Source organism: Limnohabitans planktonicus II-D5 (genome assembly GCF_001270065.2).
Lineage (GTDB): Bacteria > Pseudomonadota > Gammaproteobacteria > Burkholderiales > Burkholderiaceae_C > Limnohabitans_A > Limnohabitans_A planktonicus.
In genome coordinates this window covers 132590-147859 of the sequence record NZ_LFYT02000005.1, presented here as the reverse complement: position 1 = coordinate 147859, position 15270 = coordinate 132590, and the positions used below count along the sequence as shown (strand labels likewise).

At 59.3% G+C, this 15270-nt stretch carries 14 protein-coding genes and 1 tRNA gene; 9 read left to right on the top strand and 6 right to left on the bottom strand.

From position 1 onward, the window contains the following. Positions 1-280 precede the first annotated feature (280 nt). A complete protein-coding gene (locus H663_RS26400; protein WP_116695817.1) occupies positions 281-841 on the bottom strand; it encodes a PAS and helix-turn-helix domain-containing protein in 561 nt (186 codons plus the stop codon). Positions 842-1025: 184 nt separating this feature from the next. Between H663_RS26400 and H663_RS26395 the strand changes: the two genes are divergently transcribed. The 3 genes from H663_RS26395 to H663_RS26385 all read left to right on the top strand — a co-directional run bounded on the left by H663_RS26395 (position 1026) and on the right by H663_RS26385 (position 3511). Then, the gene (locus tag H663_RS26395) at positions 1026-1733 is read left to right on the top strand and encodes a CoA transferase subunit A (RefSeq protein ID WP_053170092.1); all 708 of its coding nucleotides are present in this window, start codon (positions 1026-1028) and stop codon (positions 1731-1733) included. A gap of 1 nt (position 1734) precedes the next feature. Continuing rightward, positions 1735-2376, top strand: coding sequence for a 3-oxoacid CoA-transferase subunit B (locus tag H663_RS26390; protein WP_053170090.1), 642 nt, complete (start codon positions 1735-1737; stop codon positions 2374-2376). A 187-nt stretch (positions 2377-2563) separates the two neighbouring features. After that, positions 2564-3511, top strand: coding sequence for a helix-turn-helix domain-containing protein (locus tag H663_RS26385; RefSeq protein ID WP_165803870.1), 948 nt, complete (start codon positions 2564-2566; stop codon positions 3509-3511). Positions 3512-3596: 85 nt separating this feature from the next. Here H663_RS26385 and H663_RS26380 read toward each other — a convergent pair whose 3' ends face one another. Together H663_RS26380 and H663_RS26375 are read right to left on the bottom strand one after the other, a co-directional pair. Further along, entirely contained in the window at positions 3597-4424 is an 828-nt protein-coding gene (locus tag H663_RS26380) for a ParB N-terminal domain-containing protein (RefSeq protein ID WP_053170086.1), read from the bottom strand. Positions 4425-4530: 106 nt separating this feature from the next. Beyond that, a tRNA-Gly gene (locus H663_RS26375) sits at positions 4531-4604 on the bottom strand. 102 nt (positions 4605-4706) lie between these two features. Between H663_RS26375 and H663_RS26370 the strand changes: the two genes are divergently transcribed. Next, entirely contained in the window at positions 4707-5699 is a 993-nt protein-coding gene (locus tag H663_RS26370; protein WP_133239972.1) for a hypothetical protein, read from the top strand. A 14-nt stretch (positions 5700-5713) separates the two neighbouring features. On the opposite strand, the gene H663_RS26365 is transcribed toward H663_RS26370, so the two are convergent. Next, positions 5714-7186 carry an NAD-dependent succinate-semialdehyde dehydrogenase gene (locus H663_RS26365; RefSeq protein WP_053170083.1) on the bottom strand — a complete coding sequence of 491 codons (1473 nt, stop codon included), beginning with the start codon at positions 7184-7186 and terminating at the stop codon, positions 5714-5716. Between H663_RS26365 and H663_RS41545 the strand changes: the two genes are divergently transcribed. From H663_RS41545 to H663_RS26350, 4 genes are all read left to right on the top strand, one after another. Beyond that, positions 7185-7328 (top strand): hypothetical protein, encoded by a 144-nt coding sequence (locus H663_RS41545; protein WP_165803869.1) that lies wholly within the window; start codon positions 7185-7187, stop codon positions 7326-7328. The two genes, H663_RS26365 and H663_RS41545, sit on opposite strands and share 2 nt — an antisense overlap. A 185-nt stretch (positions 7329-7513) precedes the next feature. Continuing rightward, complete coding sequence (locus H663_RS26360; RefSeq protein WP_053171492.1) at positions 7514-8491, top strand: NAD(P)H-binding protein; 978 nt, start codon at positions 7514-7516, stop codon at positions 8489-8491. A gap of 109 nt (positions 8492-8600) precedes the next feature. Beyond that, positions 8601-11252, top strand: a complete 2652-nt coding sequence (gene alaS, locus H663_RS26355; protein ID WP_053171489.1) for an alanine--tRNA ligase — start codon at positions 8601-8603, stop codon at positions 11250-11252. Between the two features lie 41 nt (positions 11253-11293). After that, complete coding sequence (locus H663_RS26350; RefSeq protein WP_083451061.1) at positions 11294-11812, top strand: TlpA family protein disulfide reductase; 519 nt, start codon at positions 11294-11296, stop codon at positions 11810-11812. A 93-nt stretch (positions 11813-11905) separates the two neighbouring features. Here H663_RS26350 and H663_RS26345 read toward each other — a convergent pair whose 3' ends face one another. Beyond that, on the bottom strand, positions 11906-12703 hold the full coding sequence (locus H663_RS26345; protein WP_053170079.1) for an SDR family NAD(P)-dependent oxidoreductase: 798 nt from the start codon (positions 12701-12703) through the stop codon (positions 11906-11908). 65 nt (positions 12704-12768) lie between these two features. Between H663_RS26345 and H663_RS26340 the strand changes: the two genes are divergently transcribed. Continuing rightward, the gene (locus tag H663_RS26340; protein ID WP_083451060.1) at positions 12769-13371 is read left to right on the top strand and encodes a TetR/AcrR family transcriptional regulator; all 603 of its coding nucleotides are present in this window, start codon (positions 12769-12771) and stop codon (positions 13369-13371) included. A 986-nt stretch (positions 13372-14357) separates the two neighbouring features. On the opposite strand, the gene H663_RS26335 is transcribed toward H663_RS26340, so the two are convergent. Beyond that, positions 14358-15269 (bottom strand): pseudouridine synthase, encoded by a 912-nt coding sequence (locus tag H663_RS26335; RefSeq protein WP_053170076.1) that lies wholly within the window; start codon positions 15267-15269, stop codon positions 14358-14360. Position 15270 lies beyond the last annotated feature (1 nt).

Genomic DNA, 15270 nt, shown 5'->3' with positions numbered 1-15270 from the left:
CTCGAAGAGTCCGACATTCGCCTGATGAAGCTCATCGCATGCATCGGCATGAACGCCTAACCCAACCACGTCGGGGTCTTCGACCACCGACCTACGGATACCGCGTTCGCTGTAGGTCGGCACTCGAAGAGTCCGACATTCGCCTGATGAAGCTCATCGCATGCATCGGCATGAACGCCTAACCCAGCAACGTCGGGGTCTTCGACCACCGACCTACGGATACCGCGTTCGCTGTAGGTCGGCACTCGAAGAGTCCGACATGATGATGTTGGGCGTCTTCTCACCCCCGCATCAACTTCTGAATCAAATCCGCAGCCCCCGAAGCCTGGTATTTGCGCATCAGCTTGACGCGGTAAATCTCCACCGTGCGGTGGCTGATACCCAGAGCTTTGCCAATCTCTTTGCTGGTCAGGCCGTCCATCAGGTGGGCGGCGACTTCGCGTTCGCGGGCTGTGAGTTCAGCCTTGACAGGTTTACGGGCCGACAGGTCTTCAAAGGTCCAGATGCCCGCTTCGTGTGGGGCATCGCGGTTGAGCGCACGGCCCGTGACATGGCACCAAAAGGTCTCGCCCTTGAAGCGGCCATCGACCCGTTTCATGACGCGATCATCGGCGTATACGCCTTTGGCATTCAGGATGGGCGCGATGCGCTGACCGGTGCGTTCGTACTCGGCGGCGCTGGGGTAGAGCAGCTGAAAGGTCTGGCCGATCAGCTGTTCGCGGGGCACGCCAAACATTTCACAGACGCGCTGGTTGCAGTCGACGATGGTCCGGTTGCGCGAGAGCACCATGCCGATGGGGGCGAGATCAAAGGCGAGGCGGTAATCGATGTCCTGTGTCACGGGGACGCTTTGTGTAGGAGCCAGCCTGCTGGCGATGGATTGGGGTGAGCGCGTTATCGCTTGCAGGCAAGCTCCCACAGAAAAGCCCATGTCGGCTGGGTTTCACTAAGGGCCGCCCTCTACGAAAAACTACGTAGTTGATTACGTAGTATCGTAGCGCTTCCATCCTTTCCTGGAGACCGGTGTGAACAAGATTTTTCCTTCCGCAGCCGAGGCCCTCAAGGGCATCGTGGCTGACGGGCAACTCATTGGCGTGGGCGGTTTTGGCCTGTGCGGCATCCCCGAAGCCCTGATTGCCGCCTTGCGCGACAGCGGTGTGCAGAACCTGACCGCGATTTCCAACAATGCGGGCGTGGACGACTTTGGCCTGGGCCTGCTGCTGCAGACCCGCCAGATCAAGAAGATGATTTCTTCGTATGTGGGCGAGAACAAAGAGTTCGAGCGCCAGTACCTGGCGGGCGAGCTGGCTTTGGAGTTCACGCCGCAAGGTACGCTGGCCGAGAAGCTGCGTGCGGGCGGCGCGGGCATCCCGGCCTTTTTCACCAAGACCGGTGTGGGCACCCTGGTGGCAGAAGGCAAAGAGCTGCGCGAGTTCGATGGCGAAACCTTTGTGATGGAGCGCTCTTTGGTGCCCGATGTGTCGCTGGTCAAGGCACACCGCGCCGACAAGTCCGGCAACCTGCAGTTCCGTTACACCTCGCGCAACTTCAACCCGGCTGTTGCCATGGCCGGGAAGATCTGCGTGGTCGAGGTCGAAGAGATTGTTGAAACCGGTGCCATGCACCCCGACAGCGTTCACTTGCCCGGCATTTATGTGCACCGCATCGTGCTGAACACGAAGCCGGAAAAGCGCATCGAGAAACGCACCATCACTGAAAAGGCGGGAGTCTGATATGAGCTGGAGTCAAGACCAAATGGCCGCCCGTGCGGCCCACGAACTGGAAGACGGTTTCTATGTGAACCTGGGCATCGGCATCCCGACGCTGGTGGCCAACTTTGTGCCTGCAGACAAGGAAGTCTGGCTGCAAAGCGAAAACGGCATGCTGGGCATTGGCCCGTTCCCGACCGAAGACGAGGTCGACGCCGACCTGATCAACGCGGGCAAGCAAACCGTGACGACCATCAAGGGCTCGTCCATTTTTGGCAGCGAGCAGTCGTTTGCCATGATCCGAGGCGGCAAGATCAACTTGTCGATCCTGGGCGCGATGCAAGTGACCGACAAGGGTGATTTGGCCAACTGGATGATCCCCGGCAAGATGGTCAAGGGCATGGGTGGCGCGATGGATTTGGTCGCGGGTGTCAAGCGCGTGATCATCTTGATGGAACACGTGGCCAAAAAGAAAGACGGCACCGAAGACATGAAGATCCTGCCCGAGTGCACCTTGCCGCTCACCGGCAAGGGTGTGGTCGACCGCATCATCACCGACCTGGCTGTGATGGACGTGACCGATGCGGGCCTGAAGGTGGTTGAATTGGCGCAGGGCGTGACGCCTGAGCTGCTGCAAAGCAAGACGGGCGTCAAGCTGATATTTTGAATTTGACGTTTATGCCGTTTTCAAAAGCCACGAATTTCGTGGCTTTTTTATATTTTTTTGACTAAATTGCTCTAAATTATAAATATTTTAATTTTTTTGTTCATTCAGTGTATTCCCAAGTGATTAAATTTCGTACAAAATAATAATTTTGTCGGTTTTTGGAATGTCAACACCCAATTCAGATCGCGTGCGCGGGGAACTTTTGCGCCAATGGCGCCTTGCGCAAGAGTTGGAGCCCGGTGCGCTTGCGCGCCGTGTGAATTTGTCAGCGGCGCAGATTCAGCAGTTGGAGTCGGGTGGTTCCTCGTTGTTTTATTCTGAAGCCATCAAGTACAACGCAGCCCGAAAAGTGGCTGCGGCTCTGGGCGGCGACCCCGACAGCGTGATCCGAAGCATGGCTGGCGATGAGGGTGGTCAGTCCATAGAGCAGATGTCGCTTCAGGTGCTGGACGATTTGATCCAGTTGTCCGAGCAACGCAAAAAGGCGCAGCAAGAAAGTTCATCCAACGGCTGGCATTTTTTTCGCTTGCTGATGTGGCTGACGTTCTTGGCGAGTTTGGCTTGGGGCGCATTTTGGTTGACTCAGCACACTGATCTGGCTAAACGTTGGTTGTCCTTGCTCAAGACTCAACTTGCTGCGGTGACGGCAGGACCAGCATCGGCTGCCGTGGTGGCCGAGGCCTCTGCCCCGCCTGCCGCTTCACCCGAAGCTTCAGCGCCTGCAGATTCTGCGTCTCTTGCCATTGCATCCCTCGCAGGGGCAATGGCTGCCAGCTCTTCACCCGCCAGCACTTCACCTCTGAGTGCTACCCAGGTGGCGCTCAGCTCACCCGAAGCCTTGTGTCAAAGCACGGAGCAGGGCACCTTGCTGACCTCCAAGATTCCCAGCAAGGCCGGTGACATGGTCTACATCGTCCCGCTCAAGGCCGGTTCGGTGTGCGCCAAGGATGGCACGGGCAAGAGCACGGTGTTGACCTTGCAGGCCAAAGAGGGCAGAAGTGTGTACGGACCACCGCCATGGCGTCTGTATTTCGAGCACGCTGATCAGGCGCAGGTGTACTTTCAGGGTGAGCGCTTGCGCTGGCCCGAGTTGCCCACGCGCGCCATCGTGCTGCGTGAGGTCAAGCCTCAATAAGTTGCAGGGCGTCATCCTGCACACCACCTGACCCCATTGCAGTAGCCCATCCGCTCAAGTCCGGCTGCGGTGGCCGGGGGCGAGTTCAGGCTTGCAAGCGCGCCTGAAGTTCAGCCACTTGCTGGCGCAGGCCTTGGTTTTCTTCGGTGAGTGTTTGCACCTGTTGTCGCAAAGTGTGAATCGTTTCGGGCGCGGCGTCTTCTAGTGCATCGTCCTTTGCCGTGTGGGCGTCTTCCTTGGGTGCTTTGCGGTTCTCCTCACGCACGCGTTTTGCAGCTTGTTTGAGTTCATCCTTGCCCCCCAGCGCGGCCGTTTTTTGCGCTTCGGCAGGCAAGGAGGCCACGGCGGCGGCGGCGTTGATCGAAATCTCACCGGCCTTGATGGCGGCCACCAATTCGGGTGCAGCTTGCTTGTGAATTTTTTCGATCTGCACGACCTGGCTGTTGCTCAGGCGCGCGGCTTTGGCTATATCGGCGCGGCTTTTGAGCGGGTTGGATTCGCTCGCGGCGATGTCCTTGGGCCCTTCTTGCGATGACGTTTCGGCCGCAGTCGCATCTGTTTTTGCCGTGGCAGCCATGGCACTGGCACGGCGTTCGGTCAGTATCTCGCGCTTGCGCAAAGCCAGCACCCCGCGCTGAAAATCCGACACACTGCGGCGCCCCAGGTGCTGGTCGATCATCCACAGGTGCACGTCTTCCATGGATTGGAAGCGCGGGTTTTGCACCGTCTGAAAAGGCAGGCCATGCTTTTGGCAGATGCCATAGCGGTTGTGCCCATCGACCAGGACTTCCCCCCACAAGACCAGCGCATCACGGCAACCCTCAGCCAGGATGCTGCGCTCGAGCGCCTCATGTTCATCCGGGGTCAGTGGGTCGATATAGGCTTTGAGTTCTTCGAGGACGGTGATGTTCATGGAGAAAGTCGCCGGATGGCGTGCAATGCAAATTGTTGGGGAGCGGTGTGCTGCGCCAGGCACAAACGAAAAGCAGAAGGCCCCTTGCGGGGCCTTCTTTCATGCTTGGAGCGGGTGATGGGAATCGAACCCACGTTATTTGCTTGGGAAGCAAGAGTCCTACCATTGAACGACACCCGCATGCGGAAATTCTAATCGCATTAGCTGCGCTTTATGCGCCTCTATATAAGTTCACAAAGTTAAAATCTCTCGATGCACCGGTCAGCTCTCCAAAATCAAGCCTTGAACTTACAGCCTTGGTTTTTATCATTGCTGGCCTGCTACACCGTGCTGGAGTTGTCCTTCAATCACCGCTTGCTCGAATTGGGGGGGCATTTGCAATTGGGTGCCACCCCTGTGCAATTGAAAGACATTGAGATTTGGGGGCGTGTCGTTTCTGGTTTGGGCTTGGCCTTGTTGTTGATGCGTTGGCTGGACAGCTTTGTGAGGTCCAGGTTTTTACTGCTCTTGCTGTGCTGCGCGCTGGGTTTGTCATCCATGTGGCATGCGCAAAAGGCTTTGGTTGACCACATCGTTGCGCATGCTGATGCGCAAGACCTGACGATGAGTTGGAGGTCGCAGATGAGCACTCAGGAGGCACTCAATGGGCGAATTCTTCTCAGAGGCGAAACCTTGTTGACCAGCCCGGCACCTGCAGACATACGTCCAGTGATGAGTGCCTTGTGGGCCTCTTCTGTGGCTGGCTTGTTCCCTGAGGATCTGGACTCGGAGTCCGGCGCGGCGCAGCTCATGAGCGGCTTGTTTGCCCCCCAAATCAGTCAGCCGCAATTGGTGGCGGCTTACCGCAAGACGGTCATGACGCCGGTGGTGTTGGGTGCCTCCTTGTTGTTTGGATTGCTCAACCTGTGTCAACTTTTTGCGGGTTTGTTCGCTAGGTTGTTGATGGTCACCGGACAAGACCGTTTGTTGCAGCTGTGCAGGCCATGGCTGCTTCCTGCATTGGCCGTGGTGTGCATGGGATTGAGTTGGTGGCCTGGCAATGTTTGGACCGCATCGCCAGCCTATCGTCTTGTGGCCAGTCCTGCGCTGTGGACCGATAAACCTTATTTGGCCCCTTTTGTGGAGTGGAGTGTGCGCGCCGAACCTGCATGGGCAGATTCGGTGACATGGGTCCACCGGGCTTTGCTGCAAGATTTCGAATTCAGCGTGCCCTTTCGCCATTGGCTTGCGCTGGATGTCACGCCAACCTCACCAGTGGCTGTGCCCTTGAGGTGATCTCTGGGCTTGAATCATTTCAAGATGTCACCCACGCACAGGTATTTGATTTCCACATAGTCATCCATGCCGTGGTGCGAGCCTTCCCGGCCCAGGCCCGACTGCTTGACGCCGCCAAAAGGCACATGCTCGGTGGCCAAAATGCCCACGTTGATGCCTACCATGCCGTATTCGAGCGCCTCGCTCACGCGGAAGATGCGGCCCACGTCGCGGCTGTAGAAGTAGCTGGCCAGGCCGAATTCGGTGTTGTTGGCCGCGTCAATTGCTTCTTGCTCCGTCTTGAACTTGAAGATGGGTGCGAAGGGACCAAAGGTTTCTTCTTTTGCGCAAACCATGTCGGCGTTGGCGTCGGCGATCACGGTGGGCTCGAAGAACTGGCCGTCCAGGCGTTTGCCACCCGTGAGTACGCGGCCGCCCTTGGCAATGGCGTCTTTCACGTGGCGTTCAACCTTGTCGAGCGCGGCAGGCTCGATCAAGGGGCCCTGGTTCACGCCGTCTTCAAAGCCGTTGCCCACCTTGGCCGTTTTGACCTTGGCGGCGAATTTGGCGGCGAATTCTTCGTACACCGACTCCTGCACATAAAAGCGGTTGGAGCACACGCAGGTCTGGCCCGCGTTACGGTACTTGCTGGCAAAAGCGCCTTCGACCGCGCTGTCGATGTCGGCGTCTTCAAACACGATGAAGGGGGCGTTGCCACCCAACTCCAGCGACATTTTTTTCACAGTGGGGGCCGACTGCGCCATCAGGATGCGGCCCACTTCGGTAGAGCCGGTGAAGCTGATGTGGCGCACCACGTCGCTGGCGCACAGCACCTTGCCCACGGCAATCGAGTTGTCGCTGTCGGCGGTGATCATGTTCAGCACACCGGCCGGGATGCCGGCGCGGATGGCCAGCTCGGCTGCGGCCAAGGCTGTCAGCGGAGTCAGCTCGGCGGGCTTGATGATGACCGGGCAGCCTGCGGCCAGAGCCGGTGCCACTTTGCGGGTGATCATGGCCAGCGGAAAGTTCCAGGGCGTGATGGCCGCACACACGCCAATGGGCTGCTTGAGCACCATCAGGCGGCGGTTGTTGTCGAACTGCGGCAGGGTCTCGCCATTGATGCGCTTGGCTTCTTCGGCAAACCACTCGACGAAGCTGGCGCCATAGGCCACTTCGCCTTTGGCCTCGGGCAAGGGCTTGCCTTGCTCGGCGGTCATGATGCGGCCCAGATCGTCCTGGTTGGCCATGAGCAGGTCGTACCACTTGCGCAGGATGATGCTGCGCTCTTTGGCAGTTTTGGCTTTCCAGGCAGGCCAAGCGGCGTTGGCGGCGGCAATGGCGGCTTCGGTCTCGGCAGGGCCCAGGTTGGCCACATCGGCCAAGTGCGCGCCGGTGGCCGGGTCATGCACGGCAAAACGGCTGCTGCCCGCGACCCATTGGCCGTTGATCAGGGCGTCTGTTTTGAGCAAGGTGGGGTCGTTGAGTTGGGCGAGGGGGGATGTGGTCATGGCGTTCAAGTTTGAGGGTGAATACACGGCGGATAGGGGCTTGCCGGATGGCATGTGGGCAAATCGCGCAAAAATCAGGGCGGATGTGAAGATGCCCCTGTTTGATGCACTTCATGGAAAAACAATTATGCGGCTTTCTTGAGTTGTGCCGCGGGCCCGCTTGTCTTGAAGTGAACCTTCAGCCGTCAGAAAAACAGTAACATTGATTGGCTGAATATTTATGGAGTTCGCGGCGTGACCATCGACAAGCCTTCCAACTCAATGCCTTGCCCAGTGACCATCACACCATTGCCAGTGACTGGGTTAGAGCCAAAGGCTTGCAAGCGTGTGCTTTTACTCGGTGCGACTGGCACGATCGGCAGGGCCACGGCACGGGCGCTGATTCAGCGTGGACATGAGGTGGTTTGTCTGGTCAGGCCTCGCCAAGACGAGGGGTCAGCGCAAGCCGACACACGACTGTCTGAACGTCTGGCTGGGGCCACGGTGGTGCAGGGCCATGCAGCCGATCCAGAAGTGTGGAAGCAGCCGTCTTTCACGCAGGCCCGTTTTGATGCGGTGGTCTCTTGCATGGCCTCGCGCAGCGGTTCTCCTCAAGACGCGTGGCGCGTCGATCACCAGGCCCATGTGTGTGCGCTGAATGCGGCACAAGCTGCGGGTGTGAGGCATTTTGTGCAACTGTCGGCCATCTGCGTTCAAAAGCCCTTGTTGGCTTTTCAACATGCCAAGCTGGCTTTTGAAAAAGCCTTGATCGAATCCGGTATGACTTATTCCATCGTGCGCCCAACCGCGTTTTTTAAATCCCTGTCGGGTCAGCTCGACCGGGTCAAAAAAGGCAAGCCGTTTTTGATTTTTGGCAACGGGCAGTTGACCGCCTGCAAACCCATCAGTGACGATGATTTGGCCGATTTTCTGGTGGGGTGCCTGGACGATGTTTCGCGGCATAACCGGATCTTGCCCATAGGCGGGCCTGGGCCTGCCATCACGCCGCTGAAGCAGGGCGAGCATTTGTTTGCTTTGTTGGGCATGCCGCCGCGCTTCAAGCGTGTTCCGGTGGGCCTGATGGATGTCATTGTGGGTGTGTTGAGCGTGTTGGGTAAGCTCATTCCAGCTGCTGCAAACAAGGCCGAGTTGGCCCGCATTGGGCGGTATTACGCCACCGAGTCCATGTTGGTGTGGGACGCTGCTGCGCAGCGCTACGATGAGCAGGCCACACCTTCACACGGGTCACAAACGCTTTTTGATGCCTATGCCCGTTGGGTCAAAGGGGAGGGCGCGCCCGATCGCGGGGAACACGCCGTTTTTTGAGCGGGTCTGTGACTAGCTTCAGGGCGTTGAGTCCGTTGGCTTTGGCTCGGCTCTTTGGCGAATGCCCAAACTTATAATGCGGGGTTGCACTTTGAGCGAAAACATCCCCATGAGCCAAGCCACTTTCTCCGTCTCCGACATCCGCAAGACCTTTTTGGACTTTTTCGCGTCCAAGGGGCACACCGTGGTGGCGTCCAGCCCCTTGGTGCCGGGCAACGACCCGACCCTGATGTTCACCAACTCGGGCATGGTCCAGTTCAAGGACGTGTTTTTGGGCTCGGACAAGCGCAGTTATGTGCGTGCCGCCTCTGTGCAAGCTTGTTTGCGGGCCGGTGGCAAACACAATGATCTGGAAAACGTGGGCTACACCGCCCGCCACCACACCTTTTTTGAAATGCTGGGCAACTGGTCGTTTGGCGACTACTTCAAGCGCGAATCGCTGGAGTGGGCGTGGGAGCTGCTGACGCAGGTCTACAAACTGCCCGCCGACAAACTGTATGCCACCGTCTACATGGAAGACGACGAGGCCTATGGCATTTGGGAAGGCATTTTTGTCAAGGCCGGCTGGACGCCTGAACGCATCAAGGCTGAAACCCGCATCATCCGCATTGGCGACAACAAGGGCGGCCGCTACAAGTCTGACAACTTCTGGATGATGGCCGACACCGGCCCTTGCGGCCCTTGCTCCGAAATCTTCTACGACCACGGCCCGCACATTCCCGGCGGCCCGCCCGGCAGCCCCGATGAAGACGGCGACCGTTTCATTGAGATTTGGAACAACGTGTTCATGCAGTTCAACATGCACGAAGACGGCTCCGTCACGCCACTGCCCGCGCCTTGCGTGGACACGGGCATGGGCCTCGAACGTCTTGCTGCGATCTTGCAACACGTTCACAGCAACTACGAAATCGACATTTTTGATGCGTTGATCAAGGCCGCATCGCGCGAAACCGGCTGCACCGACCTGAACAACAAGTCGCTGCGCGTGATCGCCGACCACATCCGCGCCACTGCTTTTTTGGTGAGCGACGGCGTGGTGCCCAGCAACGAAGGCCGAGGCTATGTGCAGCGCCGCATCGTGCGCCGTGCGATTCGTCACGGTTATTTGTTGGGTCAAAAGACCCCGTTCTTTCACAAGCTGGTGCCCGACTTGGTCAAGCTCATGGGCGCGGCGTACCCCAATATGGCCGATCAGGCCGAGCGGATTGCCGACGTTTTGCGTGTGGAAGAAGAGCGCTTCTTCGAGACGCTGCAAAGCGGCATGCAGATTTTGGACGCGGCCCTCGACGGTGGCGTGAAAGTGTTGCCCGGCGAAGTGGCCTTCAAGCTGCACGACACCTACGGCTTCCCGCTCGACCTGTCGGCCGACGTGTGCCGCGAACGTGGCTTGTCTGTTGACGAAGCCGGTTTTGCCACCGCCATGGAAAAGCAAAAAGCCCAGGCCCGTGCGGCAGGCAAGTTCAAGATGGACAAGGCGCTCGACTATTCAGGCGCGGGCAACGACTTTGTGGGCTACGACGAGCTGACGGCCAATGCCAAAGTGCTGGCCTTGTACGCTGATGGCAATGCCGTGACTGAGCTGAAGGCAGGTCAAGCAGGCGTGGTGGTGTTGGACACGACCCCGTTCTACGCCGAGTCGGGCGGTCAGGTGGGCGACCAAGGCATGATCCACAACGCGGGCGGCCAGTTCAACGTGTTGGATACGCTCAAGATCAAGGCCGATGTGTTTGGCCACCATGGCGAAATCAAATCTGGCAGTCTCAAAGTGGGCGACGCGGTGCAGGCGCATGTGGACTTGGACCTGCGTGCCGCCACTGTGCGCAACCACTCCGCCACCCATTTGATGCACAAAGCCCTGCGCGAGGTGCTGGGCGGCCACGTGCAGCAAAAGGGCAGCTTGGTCAACGCCGATCGCACCCGTTTTGACTTTGCGCACAACGCGCCCGTGACCGATGCCGAGATCCGCCAGATCGAAGCCCAAGTGAATGCCGAGATCCTGGCCAACGCCGCTGCGCAAGCGCGTGTCATGGACATCGAAAGCGCCCAAAAGACTGGCGCGATGATGTTGTTTGGCGAGAAATACGGCGAGACCGTGCGCGTGCTCGACATAGGCACCAGCCGCGAGCTGTGCGGCGGCACCCACGTCAAAGCCACGGGTGACATTGGCCTGTTCAAGATTGTCAGTGAAGGCGGCGTGGCCGCAGGTGTGCGCCGCATCGAAGCCGTGACCGGCACCAATGCTTTGGCTTATTTGCAATCCCTCGAAGACACCGTGACGCAAGCTGCTGGCACGCTCAAGGCCCAGCCCGCTGAGTTGAACAATCGGATTGCGCAAGTGCTTGACCAGGTCAAGGCGCTGGAGAAAGAGCTGGCAGCCGCCAAAGGCAAGCTGGCTTCTGCCCAGGGCGACGAGCTGATGACGCAAGCTGTGGACATCAAGGGCGTGAAGCTTTTGGTGGCCCAGCTGGAAGGCGCGGATGCCAAGACGCTGCGCGACACGGTGGACAAGCTCAAGGACAAGCTGAAAACCGCCGTGGTCTTGCTCACCGCTGTGGACGGTGAGAAGGTGCAGATCGCTGCGGGTGTGACGGCCGACAGCACGGGCAAGGTCAAGGCGGGCGAGTTGGCCAGCTTTGTGGCGGGCCAAGTGGGTGGCAAAGGCGGTGGCAAGCCCGATATGGCCATGGCCGGTGGCACCAAGCCTGAAGCCTTGCCCGCTGCGATGGCCAGCGTGCAGGCGTGGGTGAGCGAACGCGTTTGAGCTGTCCAGTCATACCCAATCATCATTCAGCGAGGTGTGCCATGACATTCAGTGCTTGGTGTGTTCGATCTGCGTATGTGCTCATGGCGTTGGCCACCACTGCTGCCCAGGCCCAGTATCAAAAGCTGGCCTGGCCCGCATCGGTGCCGACACCGCAGATCCAAATGACGGATTTGAACGATCAGCCATGGAATGCGGCGGAGCTCAAAGGCAAGTTGGTGGTGTTGAACTTCTGGGCCACCTGGTGTGGCCCCTGCAAGCAAGAATTACCATCTTTGCAGGCCTTGAGTGATGCCAGCGCTGGCAACCCGGTGGTCATCACGGTCGATGTCAAGGAGTCTGCGTCCAAAGTCACTTCTTTTATCTTGGGTAACCGCATCCGTTTGCCTGTGGTGCTCGACAAATCAGGCGAGATCGCCCGTCAGTGGGGTGTGCGCGCGTTTCCGACCACCGTGCTGATTGGCGCAGATGGCCAAGCCCGCTGGCGCATCCAGGGTGCGCTGGACTGGAATGGGCCAGAAGCACACGCCTGGATCAAGAGCCTCAAACTCGAACCATAAACCCCTGTCGGGGTCTTCACCGACCTGCGCATAACTGTTTCCGCAGGTCGGCACTCGTAGAGTTCGACATATGCCCAAGAAGCAATGAGGATCTCAGCGCTTGAGGGCTCGCCCCATCATCATCTTGAACATGGTGCCAGCCAAGCTGCGTGACATCAGGCGGCTCATCATGAAGGCCATCATTTTGTTGCGCGGGCCGGGCACGGCGTCCAGCTTGCGGCCCAGGGCGGCCAGTCCGCAGGCGGCCACATCTTCGGGACGCATGATGCTCATGCCCATGGACGCAAAGTCAATGCCCGTGGCCGCTGCCATGGGCGTGTCCGTGGGGCCGGGAGAGAGCACCGACACATCCACCCCCAGGCCTTTCATCTCGAAATGCAGACCGGCGGCCAGGCCCATGACGTAAGACTTGGTGGCACCGTATTGGGCCATGAAGGGTTGCGGCATCCAGCCCGAGAGGCTGGAGACAAACAAGATCGCGCCACGTCCGCGCTGGGCCATGCCTGCACCAAAGTGGCGTGCCAGTGTCATGGGGGCGATCACGTTCATGTGCACCATCTCCTGGTGGCGGTCCTGGGTCGATTCCACAAACAGACCAATGGTTTCGATGGCAGCGCAGGGCACCAGCATGTCGATGGCCAGGTCTTGTGTGGCGTCCAGCACGCGTTCCAGGCCTTCGGGCCTTGTCAGGTCTGCCGAGATGGTGCGCACTTGCACGCCGGTTTGCTGGCGCAGCTTTTCGGCCTGGGTGTCGAGCTGGCTGGCGTTTCGGGCCACCATCACGATGTTCAGGCCTTCCTGGGCCAGTTGCTGGACCAAAGCGGCACCAATTCCCGAGGTGCCGCCGGTGACCAAGGCCCAGGAGCCATAACGTTGTTTGAAGTTGCGCATGAGAAAAATCCTTATTTCTAACTGATCGGTTAGAAATTATAATCACAAAGAACTCGGGGAAAAAGATGGGACGTAGCAAAAAGTATGAACGCTCGGACATCGTCAGAAAGGCCATGGATCTTTTTTGGCGCGATGGTTTCCATGGCACCTCCACGCAGACTCTGGTGGAGTCCATGGCGGTGAACCGTTTCAGCCTGTATGCAGAGTTCGGCAACAAGCAAAATCTGTATGAGGCCGCGCTCCAACTGTATGCACAGGAGGTGGTGGACCAGCATTTCCGGGCGCTGGAGTCCGAAGACGCCGGATTGCCGCAGATCGAGGCGATGTTTTCGGGCTTTGCCGCAGCAGCCGGAGAGCCCGGCTCGGAGCTGGGCTGCTTCATGTGCAATTGCGCCACCGAGCGCGGGGCCGAAGACCCGGGCAGCCAGGTGTTTGTGCACGCGCATGTGGCGCGCATCAGCGCGGCATTGAGCAACGCCCTGAACCACGCACGTGAAGACGGGGACATTCGCCCTGAGGTGGATACGGTGCAAGAGGGCCAGTTTCTGGCCACGCTGCTGCTGGGTTTTTTTGTGCTGCTGCGTGCCAAGGTGGACCCGGCGGTGGTGCGCTCGTCGGCGCAAGCAGCGCTGGCGCATTTGCAGCGACTTGCCACACCACCTGCATGACAACTGCTGACCTACGGGCTTACGGTCTGCGTAGGTCGGCGGTCGAAGACCCCGAAGCTGGCGTGTGAAGGGGGCATGCCGACGCAGGCGCAGCGGTTTATCGAAGAAGTGTCGGACTCTGCGAGTGCCGACCTACGGTGCACGGTATTTGTAGGTCGGTGGTCGAAGACCCCGACGTTGACGTGTGAAGGGGTCATGCCCATGCAGGCGCAGCGGTTTATCGAAGAAGTGTCGGACTCTGCGAGTGCCGACCTACGGGGCAGGGTATTTGTAGGTCGGTGGTCGAAGACCCCGACGCTGGCGTTTGAAGGGGTCATGCCCATGCGGACGCAGCGGTTTATCGAAGAGGTGTCGGACTCTGCGAGTGCCGACCTACGGAGCTCGGTATTTGTAGGTCGGTGGTCGAAGACCCCGACGCTGGCGTGTGAAGGGGGAATGCCGATGCAGGCGCAGCGGTTTATCGAAGAAGTGTCGGACTCTGCGAGTGCCGACCTACGGGGCAGGGTATTTGTAGGTCGGTGGTCGAAGACCCCGACGTTGACGTGTGAAGGGGTCATGCCCATGCAGGCGCAGCGGTTTATCGAAGAAGTGTCGGACTCTGCGAGTGCCGACCTACGGGGCAGGGTATTTGTAGGTCGGTGGTCGAAGACCCCGACGCTGGCGTTTGAAGGGGTCATGCCCATGCGGACGCAGGGGGTCATCGAAGAGGTGTCGGACTCTGCGAGTGCCGACCTACGGAGCTCGGTATTTGTAGGTCGGTGGTCGAAGACCCCGACGCTGGCGTTTGAAGGGGTCATGCCCATGCAGGCGCAGCGGTTTATCGAAGAAGTGTCGGACTCTGCGAGTGCCGACCTACGGGGTGGGGAATTTGACGGTCGGTGGTTGAAGACCCCGACGCTGGCGTGTGAAGGGGTCATGCCTATGCGGGGGCAGTGGTTTATCGAAGAAGTGTCGGACTCTGCGAGTGCCAACGGGGGCAGGGTTCCTCACAGGTTCAAGGTCAAAGCGCTGGTGAATGAGCGTTCCTGCCCTGTGACGGGGTCTTTGAAGGCGATTCGCGCAGCCAGCAGTTGCAAGGGGTGGCTGCAGTCCTCGGCCTCATCGGGGCCGCGTAAAACCTGGGGGTAGAACTGATCGCCTTCAATCGGGGCACCCAGCGAGAGCATGTGCACCCGCAGCTGATGGCGTTTGCCGGTAACAGGCTCGAGTTGATAAAGCGCGCGCTCACCTTCGGTACGCAGCATCTGCAGGTGGGTCTCGCTGTTGGGCTCGCCTGGCACCTCGCGCATTCTGAAAAATGAGTTGTCTTCGGTCAAGCGGCTGGCGTGTGTGCGCGGCTGCACCAGATCGGCTCGCCAGGGTGCCACTGCCAGGTAGTGTTTGCGGACTTGACGGTTTCTGAACAGGGCCTGATAGGCGTCGCGGTCCTGCGGGCGTTTGCTCAGCAGCACCAGACCGGCGGTTTCCCGGTCAATGCGGTGCACCGGGCTCAGTTCGGTGCAGCCACTCATGCGCTTGAGTTGAACCAGCAGGCTTTGCTGCACGTAGCGGCCCGTCGGGGTCACGGGCATGAAGTGAGGTTTGTCGGCCACCAGCAGGTGTTCGTCTTCAAAAACGATGTGCGCTTGCACCGGCAACTGCGGCTCGTTGTACAGATGGCGGTAGTAATAGATGCGCTGGCCGGGCAAAAATGCTTGTTCGGGGGGGAGGGCATGGCCTTGTGAGGCCAGCACCAGGCCCTGGCGCATGCGTTCGGTCCATTGGGCCCGCGTCACGCTGCCCATACGCTCACTCAGAAAATCCAGCACCGTGGGCCAATCACCGGCAGGCAAGGCCACGCAACTGGCGCTCACGCCGTCGCGGGTGGGCAGTTGGGCATGGCGTGCGGGGCGGGCCATG